We start from the raw sequence: 16711 nt of genomic DNA on the forward strand, positions 1-16711 counted from the left end.
GTACCGCGTGAGCTCCGGAACGGAGCGCCACACGCCCGTAGAAGGTCGCGTGCGGGATAACGTCTTCGCCGGCGTCGCCATCGACCGTATGGCCGAGCGCCGCGACGATCGTCTCTGGGTTGAAGAAACCGAACGCGCCGACGACACGCGCTTCCTGGTGCTGGACAGCGAAGGGCAGGCCTTCGTCGACGAGCGTGGCGAGCATCCTCAGTGGATGACTCCCGTGATGCGGGCCGAACGCTTCGGCGATGTGGTCTCCACGCTGCTGGGGATCGCCAACGGAACGGCATGGTTCACGCTGGTGCTCGACGAGGCGCATGCTGAGATCTTCGTCGACCTGACCTCCGCGCGACGCATGTCGCTGCGCGAAGCCGGGTTGATCCTGCCGGCCTTCGAAGCGGGACTCTTCGCGTTCGCCAAGGGCATCACGCATTGGCAGCGGCAGACGCGTTTCTGCAGTCTCTGTGGTGCTCCCACGCTCGTCGTGGCTTCGGGACATCGCGTGCAGTGCACGAATCCCGACGGTCCGCACATGCATTTTCCCCGCACCGACGCCGCGATCATCGTGATCGTGGAGGACGGCGACCGTTGCCTGCTGGGCCGCCAGCGCGGCTGGCCGGCAGGCCGGTATTCCACACTGGCGGGCTTCATCGAGCCGGGCGAGTCGCTCGAGGATGCGGTCAGGCGCGAAGTGCGCGAGGAATCCGGCGTGGAGATACTTCACGCGACCTACCACTCGTCACAGCCCTGGCCCCTGCCGGCCTCCCTGATGGTCGGTTTCACGGCCACGGCCAGAACCCGCGAGATCATCCTCCGCGACGACGAGCTGGAAGACGCCCGCTGGTTCACCGCCGACGACATCGTGTCCGGCATGCGTTCGGGTGAACTGGGCGTACCGCCGCCGCTATCGGTCTCGTATCGCCTGATCGAACACTGGCTGGCGCAGCGGAATATCTCCCTCGAGGAACTGATCGCGAGTTCGCCGGCCCGCTGACGGTTCGCCTACAATCGGGCCATCGATCTGCGGATTCCGCTTGCCATGGCTTTACGTCTCCTCGCGATTCTCATCTCCCTGGCCATCGTCTGGAGCGTGCCCCGGCTGGCGCGCTGGCGTGACGACCGCTGGTTCCGGGGCTGGGTCTCCCGCTTGAGCGATCTTTCCGGTCCCGGTCGCGTCGCGGTCGTGCTGCTGGTTCCCGTCATCGCGGCGGCGATCATCGCCGGCGTACTCCGTGCCCTGCCCTTCTTCGATCTGGCATGGCTGGCTTTCGCGATCGTCGTGCTGACCTACGCACTCGGACCCCGCGAAATCGAGACCGATATCGACGCGATCCTGCGTGCGAGCGATACGCTTCGCCGCGACGAGGCCCTGATCGCGCTCCGCCACGACGAAGAGACCCTTCCGTGGTTTGCGCCGGCTCTGGTCGAGGCCGCCTTTTACGGCGCGCTTCGTCGTCGCTTCGGCGTGCTGCTGTGGTTCCTGCTGCTCGGGCCGGCCGGCGCGCTCGGCTATCGCCTCGCGCAGTTGCTGGGTCGCGACGCTTCGCTATCCGTCGACACGGACACGCGTACCGCGGCACGTCGTCTGGCCGATGCGCTCGACTGGATTCCCGCCCACCTGATGGTTTTTGCGATGGCGCTGGTCTCCGATTTCGACGCCGTCATGGGCGCATGGAAGCAGTGGCATCGCACCTCGGGCAGCCCGCGCTCGCGGCTGGACCCGGACTTCCTGGGTGCCGTCGCCCGTGCCGGTGTCGATGCCGACGTGGAAGCCGGCGACGGCTACGCGCAGGACGTCAGCGACCCCGTCGTCGAACTCGAAGATGCTCGCCGGGTCATACGGCGCGTGCTTGTGGTCTGGCTGGCAGTGGTTGCGCTGATCGTGCTGGCCGCCTGGGTGGCGTGATATCGACTTACGCAGATCTGAGGCGAAGCCCTACGCGCAAGTGATGGGTTGACTGAGCCAGACTCGGGGCGAAGGACTGACCTCGCCTCGTAGGGGAATGCGGCACGCTTCGTACTCCCCCCCCTGCCAAGGATATGGCAACCATGAAAACCCGCACCCTTGCCCTGGTCCTGATGGCCAGCCTGAGCACTGGCGTACATGCCCATTCGCCGCCCGCCTCCGCACCGAACGACAGCGCCATCCACTTCCTGCGACTGAAGGCCCTCCCCGAGGCCATGGCCACGACTCAACGCGATCCGGCTCGCTGGCGAACCCCCGACGAACTCCGCGGCCTGTCCTACCGGGAAGCCGCCGCGGAGCGAGAACCCGTCGTCGCCTGGATCTCCGGTGACGCCCTGAGCGACGCCACCGTTCGTTCGCTTGCAAGCAAGGCTCTCCACGAGGGCATCGGCGTATTGGTGACCTCGCCCGAAGGGACCACCCGTCATGAGGCGGAAGTCTTCGGCATCGAAGGCCAGGGACGGACATCGCTGTACAGGCGTGGCAAGGATGGCGTACTGGAAGTCTCGACCCTCGACGACACCACAGCCGACGTCGAAACGTCCCAACGGCTCTATCGCGAGCTGGCGGCGGCTCCAGCGTTCAGGGCATTCGCGCGCAGCGCCACCCTGAACGGTGCGGACTCCGCGTCCGACGACATACCCGACCACGTGCCACACGAGCGCTTCCGCTACAAACCCATCAGCGCCCATGGAAACAAGGTCGTCCACGACATCGTCGTACTGCGCGATGCGCGCACCAGCGGGGACAGCAAGGTTATCGTCGTCAAGGCGGGTGTCGATATCGCGCCATGGGACAACGGCGTCTACGGCAAAAACCGCCCCGCCTTCGAACGTGATGGTATCCACGACTTCCTCGCCATCGCGGGTCGCTACGAATTCAGGACGCTTGTGGATTGGGAAGGCAAGGACCGTGGCCCGGAGCTCCGTCTGGACCGGATGGTTCCCGACACCTCGCCGGACGTGAATCGTTCCGTTGCGAAGAGCAGCCAGGTGAGCACGTCCTATGGCGTCAGCACCGCATTCAAGGCTGAGGATGCACTCAAGGGTATCGGCATCTCCGCCATCGGCAAGGTCCCGTTCGAATTCTCCGCCAATCGCACGTACACCGACTCCACCTCGGTATCGATGGAGACGGAGTCCTATTACATCGACGCCGTGACCGAGAATTACGGCCGAGCCCAGGGCGTGACCTGGAACATGCACCTCGCCAACGATGTCGCAGGCAGCCCCGGATACTTCAACGCGAAGAGCAAGTACAAAGTCAGCACGGCGATGGTCACGCCGATGATGCGCAAAGCCTCCGCCCAGCTTATGTCGGTATGGCGAGTCCGTGGCGACTACGAAGGAAATCTGCTGATCGGTACGGGCGGGCGCGTCGAGAATCGACGCTACGGATGGAACCGATCGATGGGCGTTTCCTGGGACCGCAGCTCCGATGTCCATCCCGACTACACGGCCGACATTCCATGGTGGTTCTGGCACAAGGGCAACGACCCGTGGGCGCATCTCCGCCAGGTACCCGCGCAGCCGACGCAAGTGGTAAAGATCAACCTTGGCTCACCCTTTCTCACGTCCAGCCCGACGGTGCTGATTCAGTCGAGCAGCGGCGAAGGCCTGTGCATCACCCAGGGCCCCTTTGACGAGAAAGCCGGCGCCGCCCAGCTCACGGAATGCGACGAAGCCGAAAGCCATCGCGCCCAGCAATGGAACATGGATTCGGAAGGCCGATACCGCAACCGCGAGAGTGCGCAGTGCCTTCAGATCGACACGAAGAGTGGCACGGTCGGCACGGCGAAGTGCGCCATTCGTCACAACCAGCGCTGGAAGTGGGCCGCGGATCGCGTCGTGTCCCTGATGGACGGGGGCACGCATCATCGCCTCGAAGTGTCGAATGACTCGCTGATCGCAAAGTTCGATGCCGTGCGACATGACGAAGTCGTGGTCAACACGGAAAACGCGTTGCTGCCACCGTGGAGCAACTATCCGCTGGCACCGTCACCTGGCAGCACCATTCCACGCCTGTCGACGAATTCGCCGACGGTGCCGGACAGCTACCTGAGCTACCGTCGCGTACCGGCAACAGAGCGTTGGCAGACGATCCCCCTCAGTCGCTGAAGCAGGAAAATCGAATCGCCGGCGCTCAACGCGTCGGCGATGCCCTCAGGCTTTGTCGCCCCGCAGTTCGCTGACACGCGCTTCCAGTGACGCTGCATTCGCGGCCTCCGCAGGCAGCGGTGCACCGCCCACCAGTTCGATCTTCGACCAGAACCGGCGTGGCAGACGCGCACGGCGCAAGGCACCGTCACGGCGACTGAAGATACTGCCCCACATGCCTCGCAGCGCCAGCGGCACGACGGGCACCGGCCGACGCGCAAGGATGCGGTCCACGCCAGGGCGGAAGGTCTGGATGTCACCGTCGCGCGTCAGGCCACCTTCCGGGAAGATGCAGACGACCTCTCCGGCCGCCAGTGCCTCGTCGATCTCGTCGAACGCCTTGTCCATCAGCGCCACATCCTCGTTACGCCCGGCGATGGGAATCGCCTTCGCGGTGCGGAAGACGAAGCGCAGCACCGGGATGTTGAAGATCTTGTAGTACATGACGAAACGCATGGGGCGGCGCACGCTGGCCATCAGGATCAACGGATCCATGAAGCTCACGTGGTTGCACACGACCAGCGCGGCACCTTCGTCCGGCACGTTCTTCAGACCGTCCACCCGCACCCGGTAAAGCGTGTGCACGAGCACCCAGGTGATGAAGCGCATCATGAATTCGGGAACGAGGGTGAAGATGTACACCGCGACCGCGATGTTGATCAGCCCCGTCACGAGGAAGATCGTCGGCACGGAGAGTCCCAGCGCCGTCAGGCCGATGCCGAAGCCGGAAGCGGCACAGATGAAAAGCGCATTGACGATGTTGTTGCCCGCGATCACGCGCGACAGGCGGTCGCGAGGCGCGCGACTCTGCACGAAGGCGAACAGCGGGACGACGTAGAAGCCCGCGAAGGCTCCGATCATGGTCAGGTCGAGCGCGGCGCGCCACGCTCCAGGCACGGCGAGAAAGGCCAGCCAGTCGAGCGAGGCGCCGGGCGTCACACCGGGCCGCGCGAAGAACAGATCGACAGCGAATACGGTCAGGCCGAACGCGCCCATGGGCACCAGGCCGATCTCGACGCGTTTGCCCGACAGCCTCTCGCACATGAGCGAGCCCACGCCCGTACCCAGCGAAAACAACGTCAGCACGAGCGTATTGACCGAACCGTCCCCGCCGAGGATGTGGCGCGTGTAGTTCGGCAGCTGCGCGATCATGACGGTTCCGAAGAACCAGAACCACGAGATGCCGAGCACGGCGTTGAAGACCGCGCGATCGGCGTTCGTGATCTTCAGCACCCGCCAGGTTTCGCTGAGCGGGTTCCAGTTGAACTTCAGATCGGGCGCGGTCGCGGGCGCGGGAGGTACGGACCGGCTGACGAGGTAACCGGTCACCGCGATCGCGATGGTCGTCAGCGATGCCGCGAGCGTTCCGTAGCCGGCGATCAGCATCAGCGAGTTGCCGACGATCATGCCGATCAGCATCGCAAGCTGTGTACCCATCTCGACCAGCGCATTGCCGCCGACGAGTTCGCTGCGATCGAGGGTCTGCGGAAGAATGGAATACTTGATCGGGCCGAAGACGGTCGAATGGATACCCATCAGAAACAGGACGACGAGCAGCAGCGATACGTGGTGAGTGAAGAAGCCGACGGCCGCGATGGTCATCGCTGCGATTTCGAAGAGCTTCACGTAACGGATGATCCGGGTTTTCTCGAACTTCTCGGCCAGCTGTCCCGCCGTGGCGGAGAACAGGAAATACGGCAGGATGAAGAGCGCGGGCGCGAGGTTTGTGTATAGCGAGACCTCGGCGTCCGGCAGACTCATCTGGAAGGCGACCAGCATCACCATCGCGTTGCGGAACGCGTTGTCGTTGAAGGCGCTCAGCGCCTGGGTCCAGAAAAAAGGTGCGAAGCGGCGCGTGGCGAGCAGTGAGAACTGGGACATCCGTGATCGACCCTCTGATTTTTCCGGAGTGTAGCTGAGACGTGGGTCACCGTGGCCGGCACACCCGGTCTCGTCGCGGTGCGCTGCGTTTTCAGGAAAAACCTCACGGACAGCAACGTCGGGTTCCTACCTCGCCGCCTGCAAGCAGATGCCATCCTGACCGGCATGATTGCCCACGATCCAAGGAAGACATCCCATGACAAGAAGGAAGAGAGCACCGGACCGCACGCGCCACCCCGAACCCTGGCTTGTCGCCACCGTGCTCGCGGCGGCGCCTTTCGCGGCCGTCGTCGCCCAGGACGCGCGCACCGTCGGCGGTTACGTGCCACGCCTGGAAGTACGCGACAGTGACGTCTTCGACAACGGCCGGAGCATCCACCACGACATCGTCGTCGTCCGGGAAGTGAGTCCGAGCGTCGACGAGAAGGTCGTCATCGTAAAGACCGTCGTCAACCAGCTGCCTACCGTGCAGGGTCTCCACATGTGGGGCGGCCGGGAGAGCGAAGACAACTACGGAAACATTCTGACCCTGCCCCTGCATTACGAGGTGGAAACCACCCTGACCGCACCGGACCTGCAGGACGGACAGGTGCGCCTGATATCGCAGGCACCCCGTTCGGATGGCGCGACCGATCGCACCTTCGTCGACAAGGTCGGCGTGAAGACCAGCGTGGGCGCGGGCGCGAGTACGGAACTGACGGCGGCCGTGTCGAAAGACAGCGGCTTCTCGTGGGGAAAACTGCCTGTCTCGTTCAACGCGGGATTCGAGCAGACATCGGAGCGCAGCGTCACGATGACGCTGAAAGATTACTTCACCGAGAGCGCCATCACGAAGAACGCCGCAGGTGAGGCATCGGCGCTGTGGCGATTCCGGCTGGCGCCCGACATCGCCAACGACGTTTGGTATTCGTACTCGCACTATCGGGTGGGGCCAGGCTGGCTGTTCACGCTCCCCACGACGACTCCGATGATGCAGCGAGCCACGATCGAGACCGTCTCGGAGTGGCGCCTCCCGGGTGGCTACAGCGGTCCCATCGACATCGCCACGCGCAGCTCTGTGGACAACTCCACGCGGCTCGCGCCGACGTCATCGATGGAGACATGGCGCGACGAGGACGCCGGCATCGGGCATCTGACGCGCATCGACCTCGGCTCGCCGCATCTCGAACGGCAACCCGTCGTCAGGTTGCAGTCCCTCGCAGGCGAGGGCCATTGCCTCACCCAGCCTCAGCGGGACCAGCCTGCCGTGGCGTTGGCGCCGTGCAAAGGCGGCACCGACGGTGCGGAGCAGCAGTGGTATCTCGACAGCGACCACACTTACCGCAACGTCGCGAGCCGGCTCTGCCTTGCCGCGGATCCGGCGGGTGGCGGCGTCCGGACCGAATCCTGCGCAGGCTCCATGCTGAACAAGCAGTGGCAGTGGCGCGCCGACCGCCTGCACTCCACGTACATGGACGGAGGTTCCTGGCGCCTTCATGTACGCGACGGCGTACCCCGGGCTATCTTCGACCCCGTGCGACACCAGGAGATCGGCAGCAACCCGTTCCATCATCTGCTGCGACCGTGGTCGTCGTATCCGCAGGCACCGACACCGGGCGATGTCGTCCCGGCTGTCGCGGGTGCCTCACCCGCCATCTCCCAGGGACTGCTGCGGCACAAGGCGGTCAGTGCGGAAGAACGTTGGCAACCCTTGCCGATCGATTCGAACCGTTAGCCGATGTGGTGTGGCTGCCTTACGTTCGCGAGAGCGCGCGGTGTGCGATGTCGTGGCGGAAATACATGTCGGCGAACCGCACGCTGCCGAGCGCCTCGTAGGCCGACGCGCGGGCGGCCGCCACGTCCACGCCCAGCGCGCAGACGGTGAGTACCCTGCCCCCGGCGGTGACGGCCTGCCCGTCGGCATTGTCGGCCGTACCCGCATGGAACACCTTCACGTCCGCACCGAAGTCACCCTCCGCGCCGGTGATCACATCGCCGGCGCGGACCTTGCCCGGATAGCCGCCCGCGGCGAGCACCACGCCCAGCGAGGGGCGCGGATCCCACTCGGCGGTGACGTCGCCGACGCGGCCATCCAGCGCCGCCTCGATCAGATCGACCAGGTCCGAACGGAGGCGCAGCATGATCGGCTGCGTTTCCGGATCGCCAAAGCGCACGTTGAACTCGATGACCTTCGGCGCGCCCGCCTTGTCGATCATCAGCCCCGCATAGAGAAACCCGGTGAACGGCGCACCGTCGGCGATCATGCCGTCGAGGGTGGGCTGGATGATCTCGCGCATGACCCGCGCCGAGACCTCGTCGGTCACGACCGGGGCGGGCGAATACGCGCCCATGCCGCCCGTGTTCGGGCCGAGATCGCCGTCGTCGCGCCGCTTGTGATCCTGGCTGGTCGCCATCGGCAGCGCATGCCTGCCATCGGCGATGACGATGAAGCTGGCTTCCTCACCATCGAGGAATTCTTCGATGACCACACGGGACGAAGCGTCACCGAAAGCCTGCTGACCGAGCATGTCCTCGAGCGCGGCTTCCGCGTCGGCGAGCGTCATGGCGACCACCACGCCTTTACCGGCGGCGAGGCCGTCGGCCTTGATGACGATCGGGGCGCCGGTACCGCGCACGTGCGCGAGCGCCGGCGCCAGCTCGGTGAAGACCGCATAGTGCGCCGTAGGAATGCCGTGGCGGGCGAGGAAGTCCTTGGCGAAGGCCTTGCTGCCCTCCAGCTGCGCCGCGGCGGCGGACGGGCCGAAGCAGCGCAGGCCTTCGGCGGTGAAGCGATCGACCACACCGGCGACGAGGGGAACTTCGGGGCCGACCACGGTGAGGCCCACGCCTTCGGCTTTCGCCAGGGCCACGAGACCGTCGATGTCGGTGACCGGGACCGCCGCGTTACGGAGGCCCGGCTCACGTGACGTGCCCGCATTGCCGGGAGCGACGATGACCTCGTCGACGCGGCCCGACTGGCCGAGTTTCCAGGCAAGCGCGTGTTCGCGACCGCCGCCGCCGATAACGAGGACCTTCATGCTGCTTCTCCCGACAAGTAGCCGGAGATTCTATCAGCCGCGTGCGGCCAGCATTTCCAACAGGAGGCCGCGCGGCAGTTTGCCGGTCTCGTTGCGCGGCAGCGCCTCCACGACGCGCAGCGGGCGCGGCAGAAACACCGGGTCCATCGCCTGGCGCAAGGCGGCCAGTACGGCCTGCTCGGTCATCCCCGGCGCTACCACGAGGCCCGCGATGCGGCGGATGCCGGAGGCGTCGGCATCGTCGAGCTGGAACAGTACGCCGTCGCGCACGCCGTCTATGGCCAGCAGACGGCGATTGAGGTCGCCCAGCGAAGCACGCTTGCCGGCAATTTCGAGGAGATCGGTGTTCCGGCCGCGGAGCTGGAAGCGGCGCCCGCCGTCGTGCAGCGAGACGATGTCGGCAAGGGCGATCGGTTCAGCGAGCTGCGGCGCGTCGACCAGGGTCCCGTCAGGCTGCGGATGCAGCGTCACACCCTGGTAGAGCGACCAGTCGTCGTCGGTCGCGGTACGTCGACTGGCGAACACGCAGGTTTCGGTCGAACCGAACACCTCGTGCAGGGGTGCGCCGAAGCGCTCTTCGGCCGCACGCGCCAGCTCTACCGGCATCGGCGCGGTGGCGGAGACGAACGCGGCGAGGCTCGGCAGAACGACGCCGGATTCGACCAGCGCGCGAAGGTGTACGGGCGTCGTCACGAGTGCGCGCGGTTCCGGCATCGAGGCCAGCGCGGCGGCGACATCGGCCGGGAAAAACGGACGACCCGAATGGACGCTCACTTCGGACAGCAACGGCATCAGGACCGACATCTCCATGCCGTACATGTGCTGCGGGGGCACCGTGGCGACGACATCGAAGGCGCGTCCGATGGTGCCACCGAGCATCGCGGCGTTACCGGCATTGCTGGCGACGAAGCTGCCCCAGGTCTTTACGTTGGGCTTGGGCCTGCCGGTGGACCCGGAGGTGTAACCGATGGCGACCACGGCGTCCGTCGGGATCGAGGGCACCTCACCGCCGGCCGGCGACGTATCGTCCAGCGTCGGCATGCGCAGGTAGCCGGCAGGTGCGGGCGCCAGGGCCAGCTCGCCGATGGCGTAGGAGCCAGGGTGGCTGGCCATGACCTCGTCGACCGCATGCGTCGCGCGCGAGGGGGGCAAGAGGTTGATCTGGCCACGCGTGACCAGCGCCGCGAAGGCGACGAGGAAGGCGTAACGGTCCTCGCAGAGGTTGACGGCGCTGTCGGCCTCGGGAAGCAACGCGGCCACTTGGCGGACGTGGGCCAGGAAGGTGGATGCGGTGACGGCCCGGCCGTCACGCCAGGCGATGGCGCGCGACGGCGCGCCTACCAGCAACGGTAACGATGGCGCGGTCTCGCGCCCGGTGATTTCGTAAACGGTCGACAACGTGATTCCCCCTGTCAGGCGCGGATGATAGCGCCGGTGAGGGCGTCGCGGATGGTGGTCGGGCGCTCCTGGCCGCCCAGCGGAGCGTCCAGCGCAGCATCGAGGCGGTCGCCGAAATAGCGATCGAGGGTCGCGACGTCGCGAGCGGGCGGCTCACCATGCGGGTTCGCGCTGGTCGACACCAGCGGTGCGCCGAACGCCCGGCAGAGCGCCGCCGACGGTTCGTGCGCCGTCACGCGCAGGGCGATGCCGGTGTGTGCGCCCGCCACCCATGCGGGTACGCGCGCGCTACGCGGAAACACCCAGGTATGGGGACCTGGCCATGAGCTGCGGACATCGCGAAGGATCTCCGGAGAAACGGCGGCTACGTCGATATACGGCTCGACCTGCGCGAAGTCCGCCGCGATGAGCAACACGCCCTGGGTCGGCGGACGCCCCTTCAGCGCGAACAGACGCTCGAACGCGCCTTGATCGTGGGGATCGCAACCGAGACCAAAAACGGCCTCGGTGGGGTAGGCAATGACGCCACCCTCGCGAAGCCGGTCGGCGGCCAGGGCGACGTCGGGAAGAGTGAAACGTCGCATATCAGTCCGCGGCAGGCGCCGCCGTTTTCGATGCCGGGGCCGCGGTTTTTTTCACCGCCGCCTTTTTGGTTGCGCTTTTCTTCGTGGCGGCCTTCTTCGCGGCAGTCTTCTTCGTGGCCGTCTTCTTCGTCGCGGTCTTCCTGGCGGCCGTCTTTTTCACGGCCGTCTTCTTCACCGCGGCGTCCTTGGTCGTTGCCGTCTTCTTTGCCGCGGCCTTCTTTGTCGCGGTTTTCTTGGCGGCGCGACCACCACGCGGCTTCTTGACCGGTGCGGCGGCGAGCAACTCGCGACATTCGGCCTCGGTCAGCGACTTGGGCTCCTTATCCTTCGGGATGCGCGCATTCTTCTCACCGTCGGTGATGTACGGCCCGTAGCGGCCGTTCAGCACCTGCACGCCGTCACCGAAGTCGGTGATGATGCGGTTCGCGATGGCTTCGAGCTTCTCCTGAACGAGCTGCAGGGCCCGCGGCAGCTCGATGGTGTACGGGTCATCTTCCGGCTTGAGCGAGGCATAGGTGCTGCCCTGCTTCACGAACGGCCCGAAACGACCGACACCGACCGTGACATCGTCACCGGCTTCCGACTGGCCGAGGTTGCGCGGCAGCTTGAACAGCTCCATCGCCTCTTCGAGGGTGATGGTATGCATGCTCTGGCCGGGGCGCAGGCTGGCATAGGTCGGCTTGGCCTCGTCGTCCTTGGTGCCGATCTGGGCGTAGGCGCCGTAGCGGCCCAGGCGCACCGACACGGGCTTGCCCGATTTCGGATCGTCGCCCAGTTCTCGCGCACCGGTAGCCTCGTTTCGGTCGACCGATTCGGTCTTGTCGTCGACCAGCGTCTTGAACGGCTGCCAGAAGCGCTCGAGCAGCGGCACCCACGCCTCCTCACCGCGGCTGACGGCGTCGAGCTCGTCTTCCAGCCGGGCGGTGAAGTCGTAATCGACGTACTGGGTGAAGTGCCCCGACAGGAACTGGCTGACCGCGCGGCCGACGTCGGTCGGCTTGAAGCGCCGGCTTTCGAGCAGGACGTATTCGCGACTGAGCAGCACCTGGATGATGCTGGCGTAGGTCGACGGACGACCGATGCCGTATTCCTCGAGCGTCTTGACCAGGCTCGCTTCCGAGAAGCGCGGCGGCGGCTCGGTGAAGTGCTGGTCGGCCACGATGGCGGCGACAGGCACCACCTCGCCCTGCTTCAGGCGCGGCAGACGACGCTGATCTTCATCCTCGTCACCCTTCTGATCCTTGCCCTCTTCATAGACGGCCAGGAAGCCGGGATCGATGACCGTGGTGCCCGTGGCGCGGAACGCGGAGTCGCCGACCGGAAATTCCACGGAAACCGTATTCAGCGTGGCGTGGATCATCTGGCAGGCGACGGTGCGCTTCCAGATCAGCTCGTACAGCTTGCGCTGGTCGTCATTGAGGAATGACGCGACGCTGCGCGGCGTGCGCATGGCTGAGGTCGGGCGGATCGCCTCGTGCGCTTCCTGGGCATTCTTGGACTTGGACTTGTAGACCTGCACCGCGTCCGGCAGGGCGTTCTTGCCGTATTCGCTGGCGATCAGCCCGCGCAGCTCGGCGACGGCGTCGTCGGACAGCGCCACGGAGTCCGTACGCATGTAGCTGATGAGGCCGACGTTGCCCTCGCTGCCGATGCTCACACCTTCGTAGAGGCCCTGGGCCACGCGCATGGTGCGGCTGGTCGAGAAACCGAGCTTGCGCGCGGCCTCCTGCTGCAGGGTGGAGGTGGTGAACGGCGGCGCGGGACGGCGCTTGCGCTCCTTGCTGGCGACCTCGCCCACCGTGAAATTGCCGGCGGCGGCACGCTCGAGCGCGGAACGCGCGGCGGTGGCATCGGCCTCGTTGGTGAGGTCGAACTGCTCGAATTTCTTGCCGTCGAGCCGCACGAGGCGGGCGTCGAACGCACCGTCCTTGTGGGTCAGGTTGGCCTGGATCGTCCAGTACTCGCGGGCCTGGAACGCTTCGATCTCGAGCTCGCGCTCGACGATCATCCGCAGCGCGGGCGACTGCACACGGCCAGCCGACAGGCCGCGCTGCACCTTGCGCCAGAGCACCGGCGAGAGATTGAAGCCGACCAGGTAGTCCAGCGCGCGACGCGCCTGCTGGGCGTCGACCATATCGTGCGAGAGCTGTCGCGGATTGGCGACGGCTTCCTTGATGGCCTTGGGCGTGATTTCACTGAAGACCACCCGCTGGACGTCCTTGCCCGCCAGCAGGCCGCGTTCGCGGAGGATCTCGCTGATGTGCCAGGAAATGGCCTCACCCTCGCGATCCAAGTCGGTCGCGAGATAGATGCTGCTTGCCGCCTTGGCCGCCTTGGCGATCGCATCGACGTGTTTCTCGTTGCGTTCGATGACCTCGTAAGCCATGGCGAAGCCGTGTTCCGGGTCGACCGCGCCCTCTTTAGGTCGCAGATCGCGCACGTGACCGTACGACGCCAGCACCTGGAAGTCGGCCCCCAGGTACTTGTTGATCGTCTTGGCCTTGGCCGGCGACTCGACGATGAGGAGGTTCTTTGCCATGCGTTAACCGATTCCAAAGGCCGCCGGGGCGAGTGGACCCCAGGGCATGTATATATTTAGTGGGGGCATACCACCGTGATGCCTGTCAAGCGCCGGATGCTTACATCACGCGCTGATAACGGTTTCCGGGGAGGCTTGCGACCTCACCTTCCAGCTCCAGCATCAACAACATGGAAGACAATGGCCCCGCAGCGAGACCCGTCGTGCCCACCAGGGCGTCCAGAGAAGCGGGATCGTACCCCATGACGTCGAGCAGGCGGCGATATTCCTCATCCTCGCGCCAGTCGAAGGGGCCGCGCTTCGCCCGCCCGGTGGCCGGCTTCGCCTCGCCGGCCGCCAGCCGCTCACGCAGCTGAGCCCCCAGTTCCATGGCCGCGGGCGCCAGCGCCGCAAGGACCTCGTCGGGACGCTGGACCAGACGGGCGCCTTCGGCGATCAGCGAGTGACAGCCCTCGGCCAGGGGATTGTGGATGGAGCCAGGCAACGCGAAGACGTCCCTGCCCTGCTCCCCGGCGACGCGCGCGGTGATCAGCGACCCCGAGCGCAGGCCGGCCTCGATCACGACGACGCCAAGGCTCAGGCCGGCGATGATGCGGTTGCGCTCGGGGAAATGGCGGGGCAGCACGGCGGTACCGGGCGAATATTCACTGACGATGGCCCCGTGGGCCGCGATACGGCGGGCCAGGGCGTGGTGTTTGCGCGGGTAGACCCGGTCGGGGCCGGTGCCGATCACGGCGATGGTCGGCTGTCCGGCGTCCAGGGCCGCCTCGTGCGCCGCGCCGTCGATGCCGTCCGCCATTCCGCTGGTCACCACGAGGCCACCCTCGGCCAGCCCGGCCGCGAACCGCCGTGCATTGGCGAGTCCCGGGACCTGAGCCTTTCGTGCGCCGACGATGGCGACCTGGGGTCGCAGGAGCAGCGAAGCGTCACCCTTCACGAAGAGCGCCGCGGGCGGATCCGGGATGGCCTCCAGCTGCGGGGGGAAGTCTTCTTCCGTGCACAGCAGCAGGCGCTGGTCGTCGGCGCCCTTCACCCAGGCCAGATCGGCGGCCAACGCAGCCTCGTCCGGCTGAGCCAGCCAGTCGCGGCCCTCGGGTTTCAGGGAGCTCTCGTGCCGGGTCAGCCAGCCCAGCAACGCCGATGCGCTGCCACGTGCGACGAGCCCCTCCCGCAGGTTTCGCGGCGTGAGGCCCGGGGTCCGCAGCAGGATCAGCCAGGCGCGAAGGTCTTCGGTGTCGGTCATCCGCGCAGTGTAGACACTGCGCGGCGACTTACTGTCAGCGGGCGGCTTGACGCCACCGCCGATTATTCCGGGAAAACGAGCTTCTCGCCCTTCTTGATCGGCCGGAGTGCGTCCATCACGAGCGCGTAGCTGACATGGTCGAACGTGCGGAAAACCATGATGTGGCCCGCGAACTCGTCCGGCAGCTTGACCTTTGGCGACGTGTCGCGGCGCTTGTAGTTGCCCCTGACTTCGTCGGGAATGACTTCGCCCTGGTCCATCACCGTGAAGGTGGCACCGTTGTCGACGCCGTCGGCCGAGCCGGCGGAAATCGATACGACCTGGCGGCTGCCGGCGTAGTTGCCGTCCGCGATGCCGATGACGCGGCCGTCCGCCGGCACGCCCTTTGCGGCATGCGGATAGAAGTACGGGTCGTAGGGCGTGTCGTCGATCTGCGTAAGGCGATCGCCCTTGCGGATTTCCAGGGTCGAATCGACCAGGACCAGGCTCGTCACGTCGCCCTTGGTCGCGATGACTTCCGCCGTGCCGATGACCGATACCTCGACACCGCGATCGTCACCCTTGCCGGTGTGCGTGTCGTGACGCGAATCTTCCTGCCAGGGGCTGTTGGCCATCGAGGCATCGCTGTCCAGTTCGTCCGCGACGAACGAACCGTGGCCCGGGTTGTTCAGCATGTCCAGACCACCGGGGTTTCCGCCATGGTCGCGGAAGCGATTGGTCGGGCGGACGATGGCCCAGCGCTGACCCAGCTGCGCCGAGTCCAGATCACGGGCGTAGATCTTGTTGCCCGGTGAGGCGCGCAGGTGCGATTCCTCGAACCCGACGAGGTACGGCAACTGTTCGACCGCGTCGGCGTCCATGACACGCATTTCCTTCAGGAACATGCGCAGGTCGCCGAGCGGGATGGCCGCGACCGCTTCGCCTTCATGGCGGATGCCCGGCTGCAGGCCGACGCGCGGACCGCCTCCGGCCATCGAAAGATTCAGAACGTCACCCGGGTAGATCAGGTGCGGGTTGCGGACCTGGGGATTGGCCTGCCAGATTTCCGGCCACAGCCATGGCTTGCTCAGAAAGCGGGCGGAAATATCCCACAGCGTGTCGCCCTTGCGGACCGTATAGGTATCCGGATGGTCGGGACGTAGCTGGGCCGCTGCGGCATAAACGGCCACAGTGAAGAACATGCCGCCGAGCAGCATGGCGAACTTCTTGATCATGCGGGATTTCCCCCTTCCCCGGTGCTGTCGCGAGTGTAACTGAATCATTAACGGGCACAATACGTGGCGTCGCTCGCCCGGCCCCCGGCGCGCGCGTAGAATACAGGCTCATCCTACAGGTTGCCGCTGGTTGGATTTCGCCGATTTGCCCGCAAATTTGCGGTCAGGCAGGCGCCGCAGTGGCCCGCGCATACGTTCAAGGTGACACCGTGTCCACCCTCACCATCCTCGAATTCCCCGATCCCCGCCTGCGTACCGTCGCGGCGCCGGTCACCGTCTTCGACGCCGAACTCAAGCAGTTCGTCGCGGATATGTACGAGACGATGTACGCCGCGAACGGCGTCGGGCTGGCCGCCACCCAGGTCAACGTGCACCAGCGCGTCCTCGTCGCCGACATGAGCGACAACCGTGACGAGCCGATGGTGCTGATCAATCCGGAGATCCTCGAGAAGGACGGCCAGCAGGTCTATCAGGAAGGTTGCCTGTCGTTTCCCGGCATCTATGCCGACGTGACCCGTGCGCTGCACGTCAAGGTTCGCGCGCAGGATGCCGACGGCAAGGAAATCCTCGTGGACGTCGAAGGCCCGCTCGCGGTGTGCATCCAGCATGAGATGGACCATCTCGCCGGCAAGGTCTTTGTCGACTACCTGTCGCCCCTCAAGCGCGGCATGCTGCTGAAACGCATGGAAAAGCAGCGCAAGGCAAGCGCCTGA

12 protein-coding genes are annotated in these 16711 nt (G+C 66.0%); 5 read left to right on the forward strand and 7 right to left on the reverse strand.

The genetic code is table 11. From position 1 onward, the window contains the following. Nucleotides 1–7: 7 nt before the first annotated feature. From nudC to FA87_RS17805, 3 genes are all read left to right on the forward strand, one after another. Nucleotides 8–994 (forward strand): NAD(+) diphosphatase, encoded by a 987-nt coding sequence (gene nudC, locus FA87_RS17795; RefSeq protein WP_239709131.1) that lies wholly within the window; start codon nucleotides 8–10, stop codon nucleotides 992–994. Nucleotides 995–1039: 45 nt separating this feature from the next. Beyond that, the gene (locus tag FA87_RS17800; RefSeq protein ID WP_036109511.1) at nucleotides 1040–1906 is read left to right on the forward strand and encodes a cobalamin biosynthesis protein; all 867 of its coding nucleotides are present in this window, start codon (nucleotides 1040–1042) and stop codon (nucleotides 1904–1906) included. Between the two features lie 143 nt (nucleotides 1907–2049). After that, nucleotides 2050–4083: an RICIN domain-containing protein gene (locus FA87_RS17805; RefSeq protein WP_043696416.1), complete on the forward strand. Its 2034-nt coding sequence runs from the start codon at nucleotides 2050–2052 to the stop codon at nucleotides 4081–4083. Nucleotides 4084–4128: 45 nt separating this feature from the next. Here the strand turns inward: FA87_RS17805 and FA87_RS17810 are convergent, their stop codons facing one another. Then, a complete protein-coding gene (locus tag FA87_RS17810) occupies nucleotides 4129–6003 on the reverse strand; it encodes an MFS transporter (RefSeq protein WP_043696419.1) in 1875 nt (624 codons plus the stop codon). A gap of 196 nt (nucleotides 6004–6199) precedes the next feature. Here FA87_RS17810 and FA87_RS17815 point away from each other — a divergent pair, with 196 nt between their 5' ends. Next, a complete protein-coding gene (locus FA87_RS17815; protein ID WP_043696422.1) occupies nucleotides 6200–7717 on the forward strand; it encodes an RICIN domain-containing protein in 1518 nt (505 codons plus the stop codon). Between the two features lie 19 nt (nucleotides 7718–7736). On the opposite strand, the gene purD is transcribed toward FA87_RS17815, so the two are convergent. From purD to FA87_RS17845, 6 genes are all read right to left on the reverse strand, one after another. Beyond that, complete coding sequence (gene purD, locus FA87_RS17820; RefSeq protein ID WP_043696424.1) at nucleotides 7737–9020, reverse strand: phosphoribosylamine--glycine ligase; 1284 nt, start codon at nucleotides 9018–9020, stop codon at nucleotides 7737–7739. Between the two features lie 33 nt (nucleotides 9021–9053). Beyond that, a complete protein-coding gene (locus FA87_RS17825) occupies nucleotides 9054–10418 on the reverse strand; it encodes an AMP-binding protein (RefSeq protein ID WP_043696427.1) in 1365 nt (454 codons plus the stop codon). A 14-nt stretch (nucleotides 10419–10432) separates the two neighbouring features. Further along, nucleotides 10433–11002 (reverse strand): Sua5/YciO/YrdC/YwlC family protein, encoded by a 570-nt coding sequence (locus FA87_RS17830; RefSeq protein WP_043696430.1) that lies wholly within the window; start codon nucleotides 11000–11002, stop codon nucleotides 10433–10435. A 1-nt stretch (nucleotide 11003) separates the two neighbouring features. Further along, nucleotides 11004–13541: a DNA topoisomerase I gene (locus FA87_RS17835; RefSeq protein ID WP_043696433.1), complete on the reverse strand. Its 2538-nt coding sequence runs from the start codon at nucleotides 13539–13541 to the stop codon at nucleotides 11004–11006. A gap of 100 nt (nucleotides 13542–13641) precedes the next feature. Then, nucleotides 13642–14784 (reverse strand): DNA-processing protein DprA, encoded by a 1143-nt coding sequence (dprA, locus tag FA87_RS17840; protein WP_043696436.1) that lies wholly within the window; start codon nucleotides 14782–14784, stop codon nucleotides 13642–13644. A 62-nt stretch (nucleotides 14785–14846) separates the two neighbouring features. Further along, nucleotides 14847–15998, reverse strand: a complete 1152-nt coding sequence (locus FA87_RS17845; RefSeq protein WP_043696439.1) for a LysM domain-containing protein — start codon at nucleotides 15996–15998, stop codon at nucleotides 14847–14849. Between the two features lie 209 nt (nucleotides 15999–16207). Between FA87_RS17845 and def the strand changes: the two genes are divergently transcribed. Then, complete coding sequence (gene def, locus FA87_RS17850) at nucleotides 16208–16711, forward strand: peptide deformylase (protein ID WP_036109486.1); 504 nt, start codon at nucleotides 16208–16210, stop codon at nucleotides 16709–16711.

The organism is Luteibacter sp. 9133 (assembly GCF_000800155.1).
Classification (GTDB): Bacteria; Pseudomonadota; Gammaproteobacteria; order Xanthomonadales; family Rhodanobacteraceae; genus Luteibacter; species Luteibacter mycovicinus.

Bases quoted from the DNA above. Each gene is read 5' to 3' on its own strand.
- FA87_RS17800 (WP_036109511.1), top strand. From the start codon at position 1,040: ATGGCTTTACGTCTCCTCGCGATTCTCATCTCCCTGGCCATCGTCTGG.
- FA87_RS17805 (WP_043696416.1), top strand. From the start codon at position 2,050: ATGAAAACCCGCACCCTTGCCCTGGTCCTGATGGCCAGCCTGAGCACT.
- FA87_RS17810 (WP_043696419.1), bottom strand. From the start codon at position 6,003: ATGTCCCAGTTCTCACTGCTCGCCACGCGCCGCTTCGCACCTTTTTTC.
- FA87_RS17815 (WP_043696422.1), top strand. From the start codon at position 6,200: ATGACAAGAAGGAAGAGAGCACCGGACCGCACGCGCCACCCCGAACCC.
- purD (WP_043696424.1), bottom strand. From the start codon at position 9,020: ATGAAGGTCCTCGTTATCGGCGGCGGCGGTCGCGAACACGCGCTTGCC.
- FA87_RS17830 (WP_043696430.1), bottom strand. From the start codon at position 11,002: ATGCGACGTTTCACTCTTCCCGACGTCGCCCTGGCCGCCGACCGGCTT.
- FA87_RS17835 (WP_043696433.1), bottom strand. From the start codon at position 13,541: ATGGCAAAGAACCTCCTCATCGTCGAGTCGCCGGCCAAGGCCAAGACG.
- dprA (WP_043696436.1), bottom strand. From the start codon at position 14,784: ATGACCGACACCGAAGACCTTCGCGCCTGGCTGATCCTGCTGCGGACC.
- FA87_RS17845 (WP_043696439.1), bottom strand. From the start codon at position 15,998: ATGATCAAGAAGTTCGCCATGCTGCTCGGCGGCATGTTCTTCACTGTG.